At 70.4% G+C, this 21,362-nt stretch carries 12 protein-coding genes; 3 read left to right on the top strand and 9 right to left on the bottom strand.

Annotation, left to right across the window (positions count from 1 at the left end; genetic code table 11):
* Positions 1-36: 36 nt before the first annotated feature.
* The 9 genes from pulA to H9633_RS07265 form a co-directional block, all read right to left on the bottom strand.
* Entirely contained in the window at positions 37-6,195 is a 6,159-nt protein-coding gene (gene pulA / locus H9633_RS07305) for a pullulanase-type alpha-1,6-glucosidase (RefSeq protein WP_191712627.1), read from the bottom strand.
* Between the two features lie 361 nt (positions 6,196-6,556).
* Complete coding sequence (locus H9633_RS07300; RefSeq protein WP_191712626.1) at positions 6,557-7,633, bottom strand: ScyD/ScyE family protein; 1,077 nt, start codon at positions 7,631-7,633, stop codon at positions 6,557-6,559.
* A 161-nt stretch (positions 7,634-7,794) separates the two neighbouring features.
* Positions 7,795-8,973, bottom strand: a complete 1,179-nt coding sequence (locus H9633_RS07295; protein WP_191712625.1) for a thiolase family protein — start codon at positions 8,971-8,973, stop codon at positions 7,795-7,797.
* A 47-nt stretch (positions 8,974-9,020) separates the two neighbouring features.
* A complete protein-coding gene (locus H9633_RS07290) occupies positions 9,021-10,199 on the bottom strand; it encodes an ROK family transcriptional regulator (RefSeq protein ID WP_191712624.1) in 1,179 nt (392 codons plus the stop codon).
* 58 nt (positions 10,200-10,257) lie between these two features.
* Positions 10,258-11,814 (bottom strand): glycoside hydrolase family 43 protein, encoded by a 1,557-nt coding sequence (locus tag H9633_RS07285; protein WP_191712623.1) that lies wholly within the window; start codon positions 11,812-11,814, stop codon positions 10,258-10,260.
* Entirely contained in the window at positions 11,811-14,243 is a 2,433-nt protein-coding gene (locus tag H9633_RS07280; RefSeq protein ID WP_191712622.1) for a beta-xylosidase/alpha-l-arabinosidase, read from the bottom strand. Before H9633_RS07280 ends, H9633_RS07285 begins: the two co-directional genes overlap by 4 nt.
* A 1-nt stretch (position 14,244) precedes the next feature.
* The gene (locus H9633_RS07275) at positions 14,245-15,144 is read right to left on the bottom strand and encodes a carbohydrate ABC transporter permease (RefSeq protein ID WP_083428736.1); all 900 of its coding nucleotides are present in this window, start codon (positions 15,142-15,144) and stop codon (positions 14,245-14,247) included.
* Positions 15,141-16,154 carry a carbohydrate ABC transporter permease gene (locus H9633_RS07270; RefSeq protein WP_191712621.1) on the bottom strand — a complete coding sequence of 338 codons (1,014 nt, stop codon included), beginning with the start codon at positions 16,152-16,154 and terminating at the stop codon, positions 15,141-15,143. Before H9633_RS07270 ends, H9633_RS07275 begins: the two co-directional genes overlap by 4 nt.
* Before the next feature lie 7 nt (positions 16,155-16,161).
* Positions 16,162-17,448, bottom strand: coding sequence for an extracellular solute-binding protein (locus H9633_RS07265; protein ID WP_191712620.1), 1,287 nt, complete (start codon positions 17,446-17,448; stop codon positions 16,162-16,164).
* 138 nt (positions 17,449-17,586) lie between these two features.
* Here H9633_RS07265 and H9633_RS07260 point away from each other — a divergent pair, with 138 nt between their 5' ends.
* The 3 genes from H9633_RS07260 (at position 17,587) to xylB (ending at position 21,348) form a co-directional block, all read left to right on the top strand.
* Positions 17,587-18,585 carry a LacI family DNA-binding transcriptional regulator gene (locus tag H9633_RS07260; RefSeq protein WP_071643593.1) on the top strand — a complete coding sequence of 333 codons (999 nt, stop codon included), beginning with the start codon at positions 17,587-17,589 and terminating at the stop codon, positions 18,583-18,585.
* 110 nt (positions 18,586-18,695) lie between these two features.
* Complete coding sequence (gene xylA / locus H9633_RS07255) at positions 18,696-19,886, top strand: xylose isomerase (RefSeq protein WP_071643594.1); 1,191 nt, start codon at positions 18,696-18,698, stop codon at positions 19,884-19,886.
* Positions 19,887-19,932: 46 nt separating this feature from the next.
* The gene (gene xylB, locus H9633_RS07250; protein WP_191712619.1) at positions 19,933-21,348 is read left to right on the top strand and encodes a xylulokinase; all 1,416 of its coding nucleotides are present in this window, start codon (positions 19,933-19,935) and stop codon (positions 21,346-21,348) included.
* The last annotated feature ends 14 nt before the right edge of the window (positions 21,349-21,362 follow it).

Below are 21,362 nucleotides of genomic sequence, written 5' to 3'. Positions count from 1 at the left end.
CGGGTGACCGGCGCTTTCGCGTGCGGGGCGGTGGGCTCAGTCGGCGAGGGCACCGTCGCCCCGGCGCCGACGCCACACCACAAGCCCTGCGCCGAGGGCGAGCAGCAGCAGCGCGGCTATGAGCAGGCCCCAGGGTGCGGAGGCGCCGGTGACGGCGAGCTCGCCCTGGCCGACGACGGTCAGCGTCGCGCGCAGGGGCGCCCGTGTGTCGGAGGTGACCACGAGCGTGTGCGCGCCGACGGCGAAGTCGTCGGGGATCGCGACGTCGAAGCGCACGGTGCCGTCTGCGTCGGCCGCGGGGATGCCGCGAACGACCATGGGCTCGCTGTGCACGGCCGCGGCGATCTGCTCGCCGGGGGCGAGACCGGTCACCGTCGCGCTCACGGCGCCGCCCTGCTCGACGGTGTGCGCTGAGAGCTCGAGCGCGACGTCCTCCGCTGCCTCTTCGGGCTCCGTCGGCTGACCGGGCTCCGAGCCGCCGTCCTGGGCGTCGACGAGCACCGCGACCGAACGCGCGGGGACGGTGACGGTGCCGCTCTCGGCATCCCACGTCGTGGTCTTGACGACCGCGTCCGCACCCTTCGCCTGCGCGGGGGTCAGGGCGAACGACCGGCCGGCGAGGCCGTCGACCGTCTGCGACACGGGCTCCGGCGAGGCGTTGAACACGACCAGCGCGCCGTCGAGCTCGGTGTCGACGTCCGGGCCGGCGGTGTCGTCGATCTGCATCACGATGACGCCGGGGGCAGCATCCGCTCCCCCGTTGGGGAAGGTGACCTTCTGCTGGATGAGCTCCGCCGAGCCGAGGCGCAGCAGGTCCACCTCGCCGCGCACGCGCAGCAGGTCGAGCGCCGCGGCCTCGGCCGCCGCCATGTCGGCGGCCTGCGGCTTGAGGGAGGCGTTCTCGAGCAGCGGGCGCATGAGGCCCCACTTCTCCTCGTTGTCGGCGGCCATCGGCAGCCCCGAGCCGAACGTCGACTCCTGCCCGGTCCAGTCGACGCGGTTGAACCAGTCACCCGAGTCGTAGCTGTTGCGGTCGAGCGACTTCGAGCGCAGCAGCTCGGTGCCGGCGTGCCAGAACGACGGCGACTGCGAAAGCGTCACGGTCGCGAGCGACAGCGTGTTCATGCGCACCCGGTCAGCCATCGAGGTGCCGACGGGCAGCTTGAAGACCGACAGGTCGTAGAGCGTCTCGTTGTCGTGCGCGTCGACGTAGTTGATCGTCTCGTCAGGCTGATCCGCGTATCCGGCGCGGGCGCCGCGGTAGTCGATGTCCTCACCCGCGGTGACCTTGCCGTCGCTGGTGGTGAACGTGTAGTCGCGCAGATTGCCGGCGAGGCCGAGCTTGACCAGATCGGTGTCATGCCCGAGGTCGGCGACCGCCTGCTCGGCGCTGCCGTTGATCGCATCGCCGTTGGGATCGGTGCCGAGACCGGTGCCGAAACCCTGACGGAAGGTCGACGATCCGTCGACGGGGCTGCCGCCGTGCACGGCGTCGCGCAGGCGGTCGTTGAACGTGCCGATGCCGGTGCCGCCCAGCTGGCCCTGCGTCGCCTGCTCGAACAGCGCGTTGTCGGCGACCTCTCCGAAGTTCCAGCCCTCGCCGTACAGGTAGACGGCCTTGCCGTCGACGCCGTCGTCTTCGAGGGTGAGGGCGTCGAGAGCCGCACGGACCGCGAGCATGTTGGCCTTGGAGTGGTGGCCCATCAGGTCGAAGCGGAAGCCGTCGACCTTGTAGTGCCGCGCCCAGGTGACGACAGAGTCGACCATGAGCTTCTGCGCCACCTCGTTCTCGGTCGCCACATTCTGGCAGCAGGTCGAGGTCTCGACCGAACCCGCGGCGTTGAGGCGGTGGTAGTAGCCGGGAACCACGCGATCGAGCACCGAGCGGTCGGCCTGGCCGGATGCCGCGGTGTGATTGAACACCTGGTCGAGCACGACCTGCAGGCCCATGCCGTGCAGCGCGCCGACCATCGAGCGGAACTCAGCGACGCGCTCACCGCCGTCGGGGTTCACCGCGTACGAGCCCTCGGGGGTCGTGTAGTGGTACGGGTCGTAGCCCCAGTTGAAGCCGTCCTTCGCGGCGATCTCCGAGATGCACGCCTGCTGCGCGGTGTCGGCCGGGCCGTACGAGGCGAGGTCGCACGCGGGCAGGGCCTGGGCGCCGCGGTTCTCCTCGATGGTGGCGATGTCGAACGACGGGAGCAGGTGCACGGTGTTGATTCCGGCATCCGCCAGCTGACGCAGCTGCTTCGCGCCGGCGCCGTCACGGGTGAACGCCAGGTAGGTGCCGCGCTCGCCCTCGGGCACGGTCGTGTCACCGATGGAGAAGTCGCGGATGTGCAGCTCGTAGATCGAGCGATCGACGGGCTTGTCGATCACCGGTGCCTTCGTCCGGCTCCAGGCCTTCGGCGCGAACGCCTTGTCGGTGAGGTCGACGGCGACCGAGCGCTCGGAGTTCTCGGTCAGAGCGACCGAGTACGGGTCGGTGACCCTGTTGGTCTCGATCGCGCCCGTGGCGGGGGCGTACACGACGACCTCCCACAGGTACTCGTCGTTCTTCAGGGCCTTCTTGCCCTTGACCGTCCAGACACCGGAGCCCTTGTCGTAAGCCGCCTTGTGACGCGTGGGCTCGGCGTCGGAGCCGGCGTCCCAGGTCAGCAGGCTGGCGCTCTGCGCGGTCGGCGCCCACAGGCGGAAGGTCGGGTTCACCCCGTTGAACATGATGCCGAGCTTCTGCTTCTGCACCTCGTCGGCGTAGAGGTCGTCGAGCACGCCGGCGATCTGCACACCGGTGAATGCCGTGAGGGCGCCCGCGGTGTCACGCTGCGCCACGGCCAGCTGACCCTTCAGCAGGGCCGCGGCATCGGCATCCGGAACGCGCAGCGCGATGTAGCCGGCGAGCGCGGGGAAGCGCTTCTTCTGCGCGTCGGTGAGCCCGCCGTCGACGCGCTCGAGCGCGATCGAGTCGGCGCCGGTCACCTCGCCGTCGGCCACCTTCACCGAGGCGTCTGCGGATGCGTGCAGCTCGTACGCCGCGCGCTCGGGCGCACCGAGTGTGGCCGGCCAGGCGATGGTGCCCTCATCGATCCATTGCGCGCGCAGCTCGCCGGTGCCGGGCAGGGGCGCGTCGTCGCTGGAGATCTCGAGCACGTGCGTCTCGAGCGTGTAGCGGAAGGAGGTCACCTTTCCCTCGGTGGCGCTGAACGAGTAGTTCGCGCCGTCGCGTGCGCCGTCGACGCCGTAGTTCTCGGCCCAGCTGAGACCGTGCGCGGCCTTCAGCTCGTAGGCGCCGGTGGGCAGCGCGTCGGTCGAGAACTCGTAGACGCCGTCACGGTCGCCATCGGCCATGAGGGTGGCGAGGCAGTCAGGCGTCCAGTCGGCGGCGCAGCCGAGCTCGTCCTGCAGAGAGCCGGGAAGGGTCACGATCGGCCCCTCGGAGCTGGACTGCACGACGTTGGTGCGCGGGTCGAAGTAGAACGTGATGGGTCCGCCCTTGTGGCTGACGGTGACGTTCGGGCCATCGAGTACGCCGTTCGCGCCGTAGTTGATCGCCCAGCTGCCGTCGATCGCGGCCTTGTAATCGTAGTCACCGGCGGGCAGGTCGAAGGTGCCGGCCCAGACGCCGTCCGCGCGCAGAGTCAGCTTCGCCTTCTCGCAGGCCGGGTCCCAGTCGCCTGCGCACCCCATCTCGGAGTTGAGGCTGCCGGGCACCGTCACCATCTCGATCGGCGACTCGGGCTGCTCTTCAACGGCGAGCGAGACCTGGTTGCCGACCGAGGCGTAGGTGGATGCTGCGGAGTGTGCGCCCGCGGCATCCGTCGTCACCGTCCGGTACTCGACCAGCGTCCCCTTCTTCAGTCCGCGGATGTCGTGGAACACGCGGGGCTCGGTGTCCTCGGCGGTGCCGAGGGCGTGCCACTCGTCGGAGCCGACGACGCGCCAGGCGAAGCTCGCCTGAGCCCACTGGTCGGCGATGTCGGCCTGCACGGGCGACTGGCCGCTGAGAGCGGCACCTGCAGCGGGAGCGGCGATCGTCACGGGCGCGGCTTCGGCGGGGGCGGTTACCGCGGCATCGGCCTTCCAGACGACTGCCGAGAGCGCGGGCACAGTGATCGTCGTCGCGGCACCCGCATCGGTCGTCAGCGCCGTCGCGTCGCCGTACAGCACGCTGTACGAGGCGTCGCCGGTGAGCGTGGTGAGGTCGACCGTCTGGGCGGAGGTCGCGTTGTTCACGGCGACGAGGTATTCGACCTTCTCGTCGGCGTCGACGCGCGAGAACGCGTAGACGCCGGCGCCGGATGCCGCATGACGCTCGATCTGCGCGCCGCCGCTCAGCGCCGGATGCTCATCGCGCAGCGCCGAGAGGGCGGCGATGTGCTCATAGAGCGGAGCGTCGGTGTCGTAGCGGTCGACGGATCCGGCCTTCTCGCCCGTGATGAGGTTCTGGTTCTCGTACTCGTCGACCTGGGTCGCGAACAGCGTCTGACGGGCGTCCTTGTCGCCGCCTGTGCCGGCGAAGCCCTGCTCGTCGCCGTAGTACACCACGGGCTGGCCACGGGTGAGGAACATCAGCTCGTTCGCGAGCTCGGTGCGCTGCAGCGGGGCGTCGGTGCTGCGCAGGAACGATCCGACCCGGCCCATGTCGTGGTTGCCGAGGAAGGTCGGCAGCGCCGTCGCGCTGGAGTGGGCCGTCGTGTACCGGTCGTCGCCCGCGAACAGGGTCTGCAGGCCCTTGGCGGAGTTGCCGGAGGCGTAGCTGACCGCCGACGACTGGAAGGTGAAGTCGAGCACCGAGTTCATGTCGGTGTCGCGCACATAGGGTGCGAGCTTGACCGGGTCGGCGTCGTACACCTCGCCGAACATGAAGAACTCGTCGTTGCCCTGTGCGTGGGCGTAGTCGAGGACATCCTCGGTCCAGGTCTGCCAGAACTCGAAGTTCACGTGCTTGACGGTGTCGATGCGGAAGCCGTCGATGCCGAGGTCGATCCAGTCCTGATAGACCTTGACGAAGCCGTTGACGACGGTCGGGTGCTCGGTCATCAGGTCATCCAGACCGTCGAAGTCGCCGTAGGTGACGGATTCGCCTGACCAAGTGGAGTTTCCGCGGTTGTGGTACAGAGTGGGGTCGTTGAGCCAGTCGGGGGTCCTGGCCGATTTCTCGGCGTCGGCGATCACCGGAGTGTAGGGGAAGCTCGTCGCCGGGTCGAGGGCCGGGAAGTCGTCGGTGCCGGCGTACTCGGCGGGATCGAAGGCGGTGCCGTCGGCGGTCTTGTACGGCTCGGTCGCCTGGTCGATGTACGAGTACTGCTTCTCGCTGTAGTCGACGACGTCGGCGGTGTGATTGGTGATGATGTCGAAGTACACCTTGATGCCGCGCTCATGGGCGTCGGCGATGAGCGCCTCGAGCTCGGCGTTGGTGCCCAGGTGCGGGTCGATGCGCGTGAAGTCGGTCACCCAGTAGCCGTGGTAACCGGCGCTCGCATCGGCACCGGCGCCCTGCACCGGCTTGTTGGCGAAGCTGGGGGTCAGCCAGATGGCTGTCGTGCCGAGCCCCTCGATGTAATCGAGCTTCTCGTGCAGGCCGGCGATGTCGCCGCCCTGGAAGAAGCCCTTGTTCGTCGGGTCGAAGCCCGTGGCGAGCCGGTCGCCCTCGATGCCGCCGGTGTCGTTCGACGAGTCGCCGTTGGCGAAGCGGTCGGTCATCACGAAATAGAACTGCTCGTCGGAGCCCGCCTGGCGCACGGGCTCGGCGATGAGCGCATCATCGGCAGCGGTGTAGCCCTGCTGCATCCCCTCGACCTGGACGCCGACGCGCTTGATGCTGTCGTCGAACGTGAACCGCAGGGTCGCCGGCCCGGCAACGGTGAGCGGGATGTTGTCGCCGCCGCCGTCCAGACCGTACGCCTCGTCCCACCCGTCGTCGAGCGCGACCTTGTACTCGTAACTGCCTGCCGGCACCTCGAACTCCGCCGAGTAGATGCCCTCGGCTCCGGTCGGGGCGAGCTCGGTCTCGGCGCAGTCCGGCGCCCAGTCGCTGGCGCAGCCGAGCTCCGACTGCAGGTCGCCGACGAGCGCCACCGTGCGGTCGGCGGCCGCAGCGGGTGCGGCCAGCACGCCGAAAGAGGACAGGCCGGATGCCACGAGTGCGGCGGTGGCGAGCAGGGCGGTACGGCGTAGAGAGGTCTTCTTCGACACAGATGCTCCGTCAGGAAGGGCGCGTCGACGCGCCGGTGGCTGTGCCGCGACGGTAACAGGAGTGGCCGACCTTATGCAAGCGCTTCCAGCACCCGGAAGCGCAAGAAACCGCGATCATCGTGACGGCTCTAGGCGGAGACCGCAAGCGCTTCCAGATCGCGGACGCCGGGCACACCAAGGATTGGCACGCAGTTCACCCCGCCGTCACCTGCGGCGCGTACAACTGTCAGTGCGCGGCGCAGAGCTTGACCGGATCGGGTGCCTCCACCGCCGCGCCGTGGTGAGCGTGGCGCTCCCACCGCGGTCGCAGACCGCGAGACCCCCGCCGAATCGGGTCGGCGGGGGTCTCTTCATGCGATCGTCAACGGCGGATGTGGGCCTGCACCTTCACCTTGCCCTTGGCGATGCTCACCAGCGTCCCCGGCCCACCGGTGAAGTCGAGCGTGGACGCCCAGACCGTGCCGTTGCCGGATGCCGCGACTCCGACTGCGCCGGGAAGTGCGGCGAATTCGGTGACCGTGCCGCGATCGACCACCGAGATCCGTCCGCCGAACAGCTCCGCGATGTACACGCGGTTCGCGGCGATGGACAGGCTGGTGGGTCCGGAGAAGCCTGAGGCGACCTGCGTCATCGCACCCGTGCGGCTGTCGATGCGCCACAGTGCTCCGAGTGACGCGGACTCACCGGGGAACCCGGGAAGCGTGGTGACGTAGATCGCGCCACCAGGGCCGACTGCGACGCCCGTCGGCACCGGCTCGGCGTAGTACACGTCGCCGATCGCGCAATCGCCCAGGCCCAGCATCCCCGCCATCTCGGCGGTCAGTGTCACGGGCACCGGCGGCAGCACAGCGACGGTGCGGATGGCTCCCTTCGCGGTCACCTCGTACACCGCGTTGGCTGCGGCATCCGCCACCACCCACCCGCTGTGCCATGCGGTCACTCCGTAGACGTGCGAATCCAGCAGTCCGTCGTAGGCGGTGCCCGCCGCGCAGCTCGCGGGGTCGGTCACGCCGTAGCTGTTGCCGGAATCCGGATTGTTCGCCATCTCGTAGGCGTGCAGATCGATGTATGTGGTCTGACCGCCGGGGCTGCGCACGTTCAATCCGCTCTCGGTGATCACCGGCGGTTCCGACGCACCGTCCTCGACGGAGGATCCGTATGCGAGCCACGCTCCGCGCACCGCGAGACCTGCCAGCCCGGGGACGCCTTCGACTATCGGCGCGATGCGGCCATCGGGCTGCAGCTGCCCGACCGTTCCGGTGCCGCCGTCGGCGACGAGCACCCGGTGCCCCTCCACCGCCAGGCTGAACGGAGCGGCGAGCTGTGAGGACCATTCCTCCAGCACCGGCGTCCGATCGGCCGCCGACGCCGCCGTCGGCACCACGAGGATGAGCGCTGCCGCGGCCCCGACCGCGGCGAGCGCGCGAGAAGTACGCATATCTGCCTCCGATTCCCGATCCGCGAGCGGATCTTCGTGCCGAGGGCGACGAACCACTCCCGGCGCCACCCCAGCGGCGACTGAACCCGATTGTGGACATGCCCACCCGCCTTCTCAAGAGGTGGGACGGAAGAGGGGGGAAGGTCGGGGGCCGTCCCCGATCAGAGGCGCTCGAGGATGAGAGCGTTCGCCATGCCTCCGCCCTCGCACATGGTCTGCAGCCCGAGGCGCCCCCCGGTGGCCTCGAGATGATCGAGCAGCGTGCCGAGCAGGCGGGTGCCCGAGGATCCGAGCGCGTGCCCGAGCGCGATGGCACCACCGCGCGGGTTGAGCTTGACGGGGTCGGCATGGAGTTCGCAAGCCCACGCGAGCGGCACCGAGGCGAAGGCTTCATTGACCTCGTATGCGTCGAGGTCGTCGATCGTCAGCCCGGCGCGCTCGAGCACGCGACGCGTGGCCGGGATGGGCCCGGTGAGCATGAGCATCGGGTCGTCCCCGATCACATCGAACGCGCGGAAGCGGGCGCGCGGCGTGAGCCCGAGCTGCTCGGCGCGGTCGGCGCTCATCATCAGTGCCGCCGAGGCGCCGTCGGTGAGCGGAGAGGAGTTGCCGGGAGTGATGCGCCAGTCCAGCTCCGGGAAGCGCTCGGCGAGAGCATCCGTCCGGAAGGATGCCGGCAGCCCTGCGAGCCTCTCGACCGTGGTGCCCTCGCGCACGGTCTCATCGAGCCGGGCATCCGGCGCCTCCGGGACGGGCAGTACCGTGCGGTCGAAGAAGCCGTCGCGCCACGCCCGGGCAGCGCGGGCGTGCGACTCGGCGGCGTAGGCGTCGAGCGTCTCGCGGTCGAGACCCCATCGCTGGGCGATCAGCTCGGCGCTGACGCCCTGGTTGACGAGCCCGTCGGGGTAGCGCGAGCGCAGCCGCGGCGACATCGGTGTTCCGCCCGCGGCCGAGGCACCCAGCGGCACGCGACTCATCGACTCCACTCCGCCGACGATGACGATGTCGCTCTCGCCCGCAGCGATCCCGGCGGCGGCGAAGTGCACGGCCTGCTGGCTCGAGCCGCACTGGCGATCGATGGTGGTCGCGGGCACGGACTCGTCGAACCCTGCGGCCAGCACCGCCTGACGGGCGATGTTCATGGCCTGATCGCCCACCTGGCTGACGCAGCCCAGCAGCACGTCGTCGACCTGACCGGATTCGAGCCCGTTGCGCTCGATGAGCGCCTGCATCACACCGGCGGCCAGGTCGACGGGATGCACACCCGACAGCATCCCGCCCGGCTTCCCGCGGCCCACGGGGGTGCGGACGACATCGACGATCACGGCTTCGCTGCTCATGGGTCCATCCTGCCCCCTCGAGGGCCGGGGGTCACCGAACAAGCCCTTCACTCGGTGAGCACGGGGTCGGGTGCCAGCGGGTCGGCGAGCAGCCGATCGAAGGCGGCGTCCGCGGCGCCGATGAGCAGGCGGTCTGCACCGAGCGCGGCGGATGCCAGCTGCAGGTTCTCCGCGGAGGCGGCGAGCGCCTGCGCCAGCACGGCGTCGTCGAAGGATTCGCGATCGAGGTCCCGGAGCACGGCGAGGAAACCGCCCAGGACGATCATCGACGGGTTGAGCACGTTGACGGCATTGCGGAGCGTAGCGGCCAGGATCCGGCGCTGCCTCGCCGCCTCCTCGCGCGCCTGCACTCCGGCGCTGTCGCCGAGCGCGCGGGCGAGCTCGTCGTCGTCGGCCCAGCCCAGGCCTGTCGACGCCAGCAGACGCGCACGGTTGACCTCGTCCTCGAGCACGCCGTCGTCGACGCGTCGATCTCTGGCATCCGCGATGCACGCAGCCGTCTGGCCCCACTCCCCGGCGTATCCGCCCGCGCCGCCGATCAGCTGACCGTGCAGGATCAGGCCGCCGCCGATGCCGCTGGCGCCGCCGTTGAGGTACACGACGTCGGCGTGCTCGCGGGCCGCGCCGCACACCCGTTCGGCGCGGGCGCCGTACGACGCGTCGTTGCCGACGGCGACGGGAAGACCCAGTGCGGCGGCGAGCGGGCCGGCGATCTCGGCATCCCTCCAGTCGAGGTGCGGGGCGAGGCGCACGATCCCGTCGACCGCGCGCACCAGACCAGGCACGGCGACGCCCGCACCGACGACACGGCATCCGGCCAGATCGTCGCGCCACCCGTCGATCACGCCGGCGACCACCTCGATCACCTCGTCGATGTCGGGACGCGCGACCGCGATGCGCTCGCGTCGGCGCACCGCCCCACCCAGCGACACCGCGCCGATCTCGATCGCGTCGATCTCGGGGTTGATCCCGATGGCGACCACGTCGCGGCTCGGTGCGACGATCGGCGAGGGACGCCCGACCCGACGTGTGGGATCGGGGTCGTGCTCGTCGACGAGCCCCGCCTCGGCGAGACGCGACACGAGGTCGGACACCGTCGAGCGGTTCAGCCCGGTCTCGGCGGTGATCACCGCCCGGGAGCGAGGTCCGCTGTGGTGCACCAGTCGCAGCACCTCGCCGAGGTTGGTGCGCCGCACGCCTTCGACCGTCGTGGCGCGTTCACTCATGCTTGGTCCGCCTTCTGCCGCCGTGAGTCACCAGGCTACCGAGGTGAGCGACGCGCCCTCACCCTGCCGCATCCGCCGGCGCGTATTCGAATGCCGCGATCGCCAGCTCGCCGCGGGGTGCACGCCCGGCGCTGGTCGCGTGCACGCCGATCCACAGTCCGAGGAAGCCACCGGTGGATGACGCGTCCAGCTGCCGCGCGTCGACGGCGCCGAGCGCGAGGTCGTCGTGCACGAACGCGAGGTCGTGCCCGCGCCCCCGCAGCCGCAGCTCGACCTGCGGCAGGTCGGGAAGCGCGTGTGAGGCGAGCAGGTGCTCCTCGCCGCCGCGCACGTGCACGACGGTCAGCGTCATGCCCGCGGCCGTGCGCGTGACGACAGCCGCGGCGTGGTCGTGCTCGGACTGGCGCACGACGAGTGCGCCGCTCTCGCCGTCGGCCAGCCCGGTGACCTCCAGCACGCAGCGCACATCGACGTCGGCGTGCTGCTGCCGGATGCCGAGGAACGCCACCACCGTCGCATCGCGCAGCGTCGCCGCACGCACCGGCATGCGCCACACCGCGCCGTCCACACGGGCGACCTCGGCAGGCCGTGCGCGCAGCGCCGTCCACCGCGGGTCGTGCGGCGCCACGAGGCCGGCGACCCGGTCGTCGGGCTGCCAGCTTCGCGCGGGGGCCGCTTCGGTCGCCCAGGGCGCTGCGATCTCGCGGGGCAGCCGCCCCTCACCGGGAGCGAAGACGGGCCAGCCGTCCTCCCAGCCGACCGGGCAGAGGAAGGTCTCGCGCCCGAGCGGGTAGTGGTGTCCGTCGGCGGCTCGCATCGCGAGCATCAGCGCCTGCCACGAGCCGTCCGGCGCCTGCACGAGATCGGCGTGCCCGGCGCCGATCACGTCCGCGCTGCGGCCGAGGTGTCGGTGCGTGAAGACCGGATTCGCCCGGTTTCCCCGGTACGGACCCGTCACCGCATCCGCGCGGGCCACGCTCACGGCGTGGTGGAACTCGGTGCCGCCCTCGGCGGCGACGAGGTGCCACTCGCCGTCGATCCGGTACAGGTGCGGGCCTTCCGCCCAGACGGCTCCGTGCACGGCTCCACGCCAGATCACGTGCTCGTCGCCGACCAGCGCGCGCTGCGCGGGCGAGTACTCCCGCACCCACACCTCGGTCTGGTCGTGCCAAGCGGGGTCGGCGGCAAGGCGCGTGCCGTGCATCCACACCCGACCGTCCTCGTCGAAGGCCAGCGACGGGTCGATACCGTCGACGTCGAGCATCACCGGGTCGCTCCAGGGTCCCTGCGGCTGCTCGGCGGTGACGACGAAGTTGCCTCCTCGGCTCGGGTCGTCGCGGTCGACGAGCGTGCACACCACCCAGAACCGGCCCAGGCCGTGACGGATGGTGGGCGCGTACAGGCCACCAGAGGAGCGGATGCCGTCGAACTCGAGCATCCCCGGCCGGTCGATGACGTGACCGATCGTCTGCCACCGCAGCAGGTCTCGGGAGCGCATCACGGGCAGCCCGGGGAGGTACTCGAAGGTCGAGGTGACCAGGTAGTACCACTCCCCGACCCGGCACACCGACGGGTCGGGATGACAGCCGGGCAGCACCGGGTTGGAGGCGGTCACGCCCGCACGCTCGGAGACACCTCGACCGTCACGACGCGCCCGTCCGCACCCGACACCCGGTGCACGTCACCGGTGAGCACCATGCTGCGTGGAGCGGTGGCAGCGCCCGGCAGCACCACCTGCTCCCGCGTGCGCTCGTTCGAGATCGCGCCGCCGGTCGTGCCGGCGAGATCGGCGGTGGGTGCGGATGCCGCTGCGTGCGCAGCCGCCCACACCAGCACCTCACCGGGCTCGACGACGCGGGTCAGCGCGCGATCCGTGAACGCGAAGCGGCCGGCCGGGACGTCGAAGCTCACCCGCCGGCTCTCCCCGGGTTCGAGTGCCACCCGCGCGTAGCCGAGCAGCTGCGCGACCGGCCTCGTCACCGTCGCGACGACGTCGCGGCCGTACAGCTGCACGACCTCGTCGCCGGGCAGCTCACCCGTGTTGGTCACGGTGACAGAGGCGGTGAAGCGACCTCCCGTGCTCGCCTCGGCGGGCACCTCGAGGTCGGTGTACGCGAAGCTCGTGTACGACAGGCCGAATCCGAACGGCCGCAGCGGCGTCGGGTCGGTCGCGGTCACCTCCGACGGCCCGCCGAGGATGGGATGCAGGTAGCTGTACGGCTGCACGCCGGAGAAGCGCGGCAGGCTCACCGGCATCCGGCCCGACGGGGTTACCTCTCCGGTCAGCACCCGAGCGAGCGCCGTGCCGCCGGCCTCGCCGGGGAAGAACGACTGCAGCACGGCTGCCGGTCGCACGACGCCCTCGAGCGCCCAGGCGATCGCGTACGGACGGCCGGTCAGCAGGACCATGATCACCGGTGTCCCGGTCTCGACGATCCGCTCGACGAGCTCGCGCTGCACGCCGGGCAGGTCGAGCGACTGCACGTCGTTGCCCTCGCCCACCGTGCCGCGGCCGAACAGACCCGCCTGATCGCCGACGACCACGACCGCCAGGTCGGCGTCCGCCGCCGCCAGAGCCGCGTCGTCGAACCCCGACCGGTCGTCGCCCTCGACGTCGCATCCGCTCAGGTGCACGATCTCGGCATCCGGCATCGCCACGGCGAGCGCCTCGCGCACGGTGGGGATCTCGAATCCGACCTCGTGGTCGGGATGATGGGCCAGCACGTGGTTGGCGAAGGAGTAGCAGCCCTGCAGCGCGGCGGAGCGGTCGGCGTTCGGGCCGATCAGGGCGATGCGCGCGGCGCGGTCGGCGATCGGCAGCACGCCGTCGTTCGCGAGCACCACGATCGACTCGGCCGCGAGACGCAGCGCGGCCGCTCGGTGCTCTGCGGTGTCGAGATCGACGACAGCCGGCGGCGCCCCCTGGAACGCGTCCGGGTCGAGCAGTCCGAGCTCCTCCTTCTGCGCGAGGACGCGGATGACCGCCCGGTCGAGGTAGGCCTCGTCGAGCTGCCCCGTGCGCACCCGCTCCACGAGCGGTGCGAGGTAGGCGTCTCCGGAGGGCAGCTCGACATCGATGCCGGCCGTGAGCGCCAGTTCGGCTGCCTCGCCGCGGTCGCGCGCGACGGCGTGCATGACCTCGAGGAAGGCGACGGCGAAGTAGTCGGCGACGACGACGCCGTCGAAGCCGAGCTCGTCGCGCAGCAGGTCGGTGAGCAGCGTCGGGTCGGCTGCCACGGGCACCCCGTCGATCTCGGAGTAGCTGTTCATCACGCTGCGTGCGCCGCCGTCGCGGATCGCCATCTCGAACGGCGGCAGGAAGACGTCGGCGACCTCGCGCGGTCCGGCCGAGACCGGGGCGTGGTTGCGCCCGGCGCGCGATCCGGAGTAGCCGAGGAAGTGCTTCAGTGTGGCGTGCACGCCCTGCGACTGCAGCCCCTGCACGTAGGCGGTGCCGATGGTGCCGACCAGGTAGGGGTCCTCGCCGATGCACTCGTCGACCCGCCCCCACCGCGGATCGCGGACGACGTCGAGCACCGGGGCGAGGCCCTGATGGATGCCGAGCTCGCGCATCGACCGCCCGATCAGCGCGCCCATCTCGGCCACGAGCTCGGGGTCGAACGAGGCGCCCCAGGCGAGCGGTGTGGGGAATGCCGCCGCCTTCCACGCGGCGAGCCCGGTCAGGCACTCCTCGTGCACGATGGCCGGGATGCCCAGGCGGGTCTCGCGCTGCAGGCGGCGCTGCTCGTCCCACAGCCACGCCGCGCGTTCCGCGGGATCGACGGGGCGGGTGCCGTACACGCGGGTGTAGTGGCCGATACCGTGGCGGGTGATCTCGCTCAGCGTGCGGGATGCGCCCGCCGTGGCCATCTCGTTCTGCATCGGCGCGACCACGTCGCCGCCCTGGTCGAGCCAGTAGCCGACGAGCTGCGCGGCCTTTTCGTCGAGGGTCATCTCCGCGAGGATCCGGGAGACGCGCGCCGAGGCGGTCGGGAAGGCGGCAACGCCGTGGGGCGTCGCCGGGGATGAGGTGCGCTCGAACATGTCAGCCCTTCACGGCTCCGGTCAGTCCGCCGACGATGCGGCGCTCGAACAGGCTGAAGAAGACCAGTGCGGGCAGCATCGACAGCGAGGTGTAGGCCAGCACGCGGGCGGTGTCGACCGAGTACTGGGAGGCGAAGTTCTGCACACCCAGCGGCAGGGTGAACAGGCTCTGGTCGCTCAGGATGAACAGCGGCAGCATGTAGCCGTTCCACGCCCCCACGAACGCCAGGATGCCGACGGTGATCACACCGGGAAGGCTCAGCGGCAGCACCATGCGCCAGAAGAAACCCAGTCGTGAGGCGCCGTCGATCGACGCCGCTTCCTCGAGCTCCTTCGGGATGGCCCGCAGGAACGGGACGAGGATGATGATGGTCATCGGCAGCGCGAAGGCTATCTGCGGGAGGATGATGCCGGCGAGGCTGTTCACCAGTCCGAGGTTGCGGATCAGGATGTACAGCGGGGTGATGGCGACCGTCACCGGGAACATCAGTCCGGCGGCGAACAGCGAGTACATCAGACCCCGCCCGCCGAAGTCGTACCGTGCGATCACGTAGCTGGCCATGAGCCCGAGCAGCACGGCGCCCACGGTGGTGCCGACCGCCGAGATGGTGGAGTTCACCATGGCGACCCAGAACTCGGAGCTCGCCAGCACGTCACCGTAGTTGGCGAACTGCCACGGTGCGGGGAACCCCGACGGGTCGAGGGTTATCTGGGAGTTCGTGCGGAATCCGCCGATGATGATGTACAGCACCGGAGTGATGCAGATGGCGATCAGCACGAGCGCGACCAGGTAGACCGCGGGGCTGCCCCACTTGACGCCGGAGTCGCGCACCCGCCGGCGCGAGCCGTTCGGCGTGACCGCCTGGATGGCGACCCGGGTGTTCAGGCTGTCGGCACTCACTTGCGCTTCCTTCCGCCGTCGCCGGTCAGTGCGCCCTCGGTGTCGCGGCGCAGGACGAAGCGCTGGTACAGCAGCGCGACGATGAGCGTGATGATGAACAGCATCACGGCGACGGCGTTGCCGAAGCCGTAGCTGCCGGCCAGGTGGCCGTTCTGGTACATGTAGGTCGCCATCGTGGAGGTCCCCGCGGTGGCGGCGATGTACTGACCCCAGATGATGTTGACCAGATCGAAGAGCTGCAGCGATCCGATGATCGACAGGAACGCCCAGATCCGGATGGTGGGCCCCAGCAGCGGGACGGTGATCGCCCACTGCGTCTTCCAGAAGCCGGCGCCGTCGATGGCGGCCGCTTCGTAGAGCTCCTCGGGGATGGACTGCATGCCCGCGAGCATGAGGATGACGGCGAAGCCGATGTACTTCCAGGTGATGATGATCATCAGCGACGTCATCGCGATCGCCGGATCGGCGATCCACGACTGCTGGAGGTCGCTCATGCCCCACTTCTCGAGCAGGGAGTTCAGCGCCCCAGCATCCTGCAGCATCAGGCTCCAGCCGATGCCGACGATCACCTCGGAGATGACGTACGGGACGAAGATCAGGATGCGGATGATCGAGCGCCCGCGGATCTTCTGGTTCATCAGCAGCGCGAACAGGATCGCGATGGGGCCTTGCAGCACCAGCGACAGCACCAGGATGATGCCGTTGTGCATGACGGCCTGACGGAACGTGTCGTCCTGCCAGATCATGACGTAGTTGTCGAGCCCGATGAACTCGGTCGGCCAGCCGAAGCCGTTCCACTTGAAGAAGCCGTAGAACGCGGCCATCGCCACCGGCAGGATGACGAAGCCGAGGAACATGATCAGCGCGGGGCCCGCGAGCAGCGCTATCTCGCCGCGCTTGCGCCAGTCGACCCGCCGCGGCCGCCGTTCCGGGGCGGGCGTCGAGCCCGCCCCGGTGAGGGCATCCTTCTCAGGCACCGTGGTGCGCTGCCGTGCCTGGGTGTCGTGCATGGTTCGGTCAGCCTCGCGCCTGCGCCTTGGCGACCGTGTCGACGAGCTTCTCGGGGCTGCCCTGTCCTGCCAGCATCTCGACGACGCTGGTGTTCAGCGCGTTGCCCACGTTCTGCCCGAGCGCGGTGTCGAGCCAGAGCGCGACGTACGGGGCCTTCTGGTAGGCCTCCATCAGCGGCTTCAGCGACGGATCGGTGACCGCGCCCGTGGCCTCCTGCGAGGCGGGGATGGTCTGGAACGCGACCGCGTACTTCTCCTGCCACTCCTTCGACGACACGAAGTTCAGGAACTTCTCGCACGACGCCGGGGAGTCCTTGGCGCACGAGTAGCCGTCGACGCCGCCCATCATGGCGCCCGCTCCGCCGTCGCCGCCGGCGACCTCGGGGAAGGGGAACCAGCCGAGGTCGGGCAGAGGCTTCTGGTCGGGGGTCAGGCTGGCGATCACGCCGACGTCCCACGCGCCCATGAGCTCCATCGCGGCCTTGTGGTTGGCGAGCAGACCGGCCGACGAGTTCGCACCCTCCTGGGGGGAGGTGGTCAGGAAGCCCTTGTTGAACGGCTCGGTCGCGGCGAACTCCTGAAGGTTCTTCGCGGCGTCCAGCCAGCACGGGTTGGTGAAGTCCGCCTCGCTGACGAGGTTCTCGATCACGTCCTGATCGCAGGCGCGCACGGCGAAGAAGTAGTACCAGTGCGCTGCCGGCCACGCCGCCTTCGCTCCGAGGGCGATCGGCTCGACACCCGAGACCTTGAGCTTCGAGACGGCGTCGTTCAGCTCGTCGAAGGTGGTGGGCTCGGACGTGATGCCGGCCTGCTCGAAGAGGTCCTTGCTGTAGAACATGCCACCGGGCAGCACGGCGCTGGGCATGCCGTAGATCTTGCCGTCGATGGTGAACGCGCCGAACGGAGCGTCTCCCATGGCCTCCTTGACATCGTCGTCGATGAGGTCGGTGAGGTCCTTCACCTTGTCGGCGCTGACGATGTCGGCCAGCTTGCCGCCACCGCGTGCCATGAAGATGTCGGGCATGTCACCGGAGTTGACGGCGGTCTGCAGCTTGCCGTCCATGTCCTCGTTCTGGATCGACGTGACCTTGATGGTCACGCCCTCGTTCTCCTCCTGGAATGCGGCCGCCGCGTCCTCCCAGTACTGCTTGCCCTCGCCGGTGGTGGAGTTGTGCCACATGGTCAGCGTCTCGCCGCCACCTTCTCCACCGGTCGAGCCCGAGCAGCCACTCAGGCCGAGCGCTCCCACGGCGACGACGGCGGTTGCCGCGAGCCAGGTCTTCCGGATCTTCATGCTGTGTCTCCTCATCGTTGAGTGGCTGGGCGCGGTATTTGTTGCCAACGACACCCAATCTCGTCGGCACCACTCTGACACCTGCTCTGCATCATGTCAATCGTTATCGATAACGTTTTCGCTCACTAGGCTGTGCCCATGGCCGCCCGCCCCACCATCCACGATGTCGCCAAGGCCGCCGGCGTGTCGGTCGCGACGGTCTCGAAAGCGATCAACGGCCGCCACGGCGTCGCGCCCGCCACGCTCTCCCATGTGATGAGCGTGGTCGAGGAGCTGGGTTACGCGAGCTCGCTGGTGGCGACGTCGATGCGTCGCCGGCAGACGAACGTGATCGGAGTGCTCGTCGCCGAGTTCGAGCCGTTCGCCGTGCAGCTGCTGCAGGGCGTCTCGGCGGCACTGCAGAACACGCAGTACGACGTCCTGGCGTACGCGGGCAGCGTGTCCGCCGGCGAGCACGCGGGGTGGGAGCGCCGATCTCTGTCCCGCCTCGGGGGAACGCTCATCGACGGCGCCATCATCGTCACCCCCACCACGACCCCGGCGCACGCCACCGTGCCGATCGTGGCCGTCGACCCGCACGCCGGCCCGCAGGGCACCTCGACCGTGAGCGTGCACAACCACGACGGCGCGCACGCGGCCGTGGCGCACCTGATCGGCCTCGGCCACCGGCGCATCGGACACCTGCGCGGTCGCACCGATCTCGAGTCCGCCCTGCAGCGCGAGGCCGGCTACCGTCGGGCGCTGGCCGAGTCGGGCATCCCCTTCGACCCCGCCCTGGTCGTCGACGGCGGATACCGCGCCGCCGACTCCACCGCCGGCGCGCATCGGCTGCTCGACCTCGCCGATCGCCCCACCGCGGTCTTCGCCGCGAACGACCTGTCGGCGATCGAGATGATGCGCGTCGCCGCGGAGCGCGGGGTGCACGTGCCTCAGGACCTGTCGGTGGTCGGCTTCGACGACGTGCCCGAGGCCGCCTCGCACGACCCGCAGCTCACCACGGTGCGCCAGCCCCTGCACGAGATGGGGATGATCGCCGTGCGCGTGCTGCTCGCCATGCTCGATGAGGGCTCGCAGGAGGACGTGCGGCTGCCCGCCGAGCTCGTCGTGCGCGCGTCCACCGCCCCGCTCGCACGCTGAGCGCCACCCGCCGGCGCCGGGCGCCGGCGCATCCCGGCGTTGCATCTTCGGCATCCCGTTGATATGTTCGCCTCTACAACATTTCACCGACGTCGCTGAAGGCGGATCACATGTCTCTCACCCCCACCAAGGCCGACCGATTCTCGTTCGGGCTCTGGACCATCGGCTACAACGGCACCGACCCCTTCGGCGGCCCGACCCGACCGGCCCTCGACGTCGTGCACGCGGTCGAGAAGCTCGACGAGCTCGGCGCGTACGGCCTCACCTTCCACGACGACGACCTGTTCGCCTTCGGATCGACCGACGCCGAGCGGCAGAAGCAGATCGACCGGCTGAAGGGCGCGCTGGACGCGACCGGCCTCATCGTGCCGATGGTCACCACCAACCTGTTCAGCGCCCCCGTGTTCAAGGACGGCGGGTTCACCTCCAACGACCGTCAGGTGCGTCGCTTCGCCCTGCGCAAGGTGCTGCGCAACATCGATCTCGCCGCCGAGCTGGGGGCATCGACCTTCGTCATGTGGGGCGGCCGCGAGGGCGCCGAGTACGACTCCGCGAAGGACATCCAGGCCGCGCTCGAGCGCTACCGCGAGGCGGTCAACCTGCTCGGCGACTACGTCACCGACAAGGGCTACGACATCCGCTTCGCGATCGAGCCGAAGCCCAACGAGCCCCGCGGCGACATCCTGCTGCCCACGCTCGGCCACGCGATCGCCTTCATCGACTCGCTCGAGCGCCCCGAGCTGGTGGGCCTGAACCCCGAGGTCGGCCACGAGCAGATGGCGGGCCTGAACTTCACCGCCGGCATCGCGCAGGCGCTGTACCACGGCAAGCTGTTCCACATCGACCTGAACGGCCAGCGCGGCATCAAGTACGACCAGGACCTCGTGTTCGGGCACGGCGACCTGAACAACGCGTTCTCGCTGGTCGACCTCCTCGAGCACGGGGGCCCGAACGGCGGCGCGGCATACGACGGCCCGCGCCACTTCGACTACAAGCCCAGCCGCACCGAGGACGAGACCGGCGTCTGGGACTCGGCCGCCGCCAACATGCGCATGTACCTGCTGCTCAAGGAGCGCGCCGCGGCCTTCCGCGCCGACCCCGAGGTGCAGGAGGCACTGGCCGCGGCGAAGGTCGCCGAGCTCGCGCAGCCCACCCTCGGTGAGGGCGAGTCGTACGACGACCTGCTCGCCGACCGCAGCGCGTTCGAGGACTTCGACTCGGCGGCGTACCTGGGCGGTCACGGCTTCGGGTTCGTGCGCCTGCAGCAGCTGGCCACCGAGCACCTGATGGGCGCCCGCTGAGCCGACTCCTCCCCCGCGCCGAGGGATCTGACGGAAGGATGCCGTGATGGCACTCGTGTTGGGGGTCGACTCGTCGACCCAGTCCTGCAAGGTCGTGGTGCGGGATGCCGTGACGGGCGCCGTGCTGCGCACCGGCCGCGCGTCCCACCCCGACGGCACCGAGGTCGATCCCGAGGCGTGGTGGGATGCCCTGCAGCGGGCCCTCGCAGACGCCGGCGAACACGGCACGGGGTCCGGCCTCGCGTCCGGCGCGCTCGGCGACATCGCCGCGTGGTCTGTCGGCGGCCAGCAGCACGGAATGGTCGCGCTCGACAGCGCCGGTCGGGTCATCCGCCCCGCCCTGCTGTGGAACGACACGAGGTCGGCCGGCGCCGCGGCCGACCTCGTGGCCGAGCTGGGCGCCGAGCAGTTCAGCACCCGCACCGGCGTCGTGCCGGTGGCATCCTTCACCGTCACCAAGCTGCGCTGGCTCGCCGACCACGAGCCCGACAACGCCGCCCGCGTCGCCGCGGTCGCGCTGCCCCACGACTGGCTCACCTGGCGGCTGCGCGGCTTCGGCCCGGAGGACCCACGGCTCGACGAGCTGGTGACCGACCGATCGGATGCCAGCGGCACCGGCTACTGGGGCGCCGCGGGCTACGATCGCGAGATCCTGTCGCTCGCGCTGCGACGTGATGCCTCCGCCATCGTGCTCCCCCGGGTGCTCGGCCCGACGGAGCACGTCACCGCGAAGGACGGCGCGACCGTCGCTCCGGGGGCGGGCGACAACGCCGCAGCCGCGCTGGGGCTCGGCGCCCGCAGCGGCGACGCGGTCGTGTCGATCGGCACCTCGGGCACCGTGTTCGCGGTGACCGACACCCCGGCCCACGACGCGAGCGGAACCGTGGCCGGGTTCGCCGACGCGGCGGGCGGGTGGCTGCCGCTGATCGCGACGCTGAACGCGGCCCGGGTGATGGATGCCACGGCCGCCCTGCTCGGCGTGGACCACGCCACGTTCAGCGAGCTCGCCCTGAACGCCGACCCCGGCGCCGGCGGCCTCGTGCTGCAGCCCTGGTTCGAGGGTGAGCGCACGCCGAACCTGCCCGATGCGACCGCCAGCCTGTTCGGCATGACTCTGGCGAGCACCACGCGGGAGAACCTGGCCCGCGCGGCGATCGAGGGCGTGCTCTGCGGCCTGGCGCACGGGCTGGACGCCATCCGCGCGCAGGGCGTCTCGCCCACCCGCATCCTGCTGATCGGCGGTGCGGCGCAGAGCCGCGCCGTGCAGACGATCGCCGCGCAGGTCTTCGATCTTCCCGTCGTCGTTCCCGCCCCGCAGGAGTACGTGGCGCTCGGCGCGGCCGCTCAGGCCGCGTGGGCTCTGACCGGCGAGCGCCCGGCGTGGGGCGCGGGCGAGGCGGATGCCGTGTCCCAGACGCCGGTGCCCGGCATCCGGGAGCAATACATCGCGCGGCTTCCCTGACCACCGCTCCCCCG

Origin of the sequence: Microbacterium commune, assembly GCF_014836945.1 — a bacterium.
In the GTDB taxonomy this organism is placed as follows: domain Bacteria; phylum Actinomycetota; class Actinomycetes; order Actinomycetales; family Microbacteriaceae; genus Microbacterium; species Microbacterium commune.
This window is presented reverse-complemented; position numbering and strand designations above follow the sequence as displayed.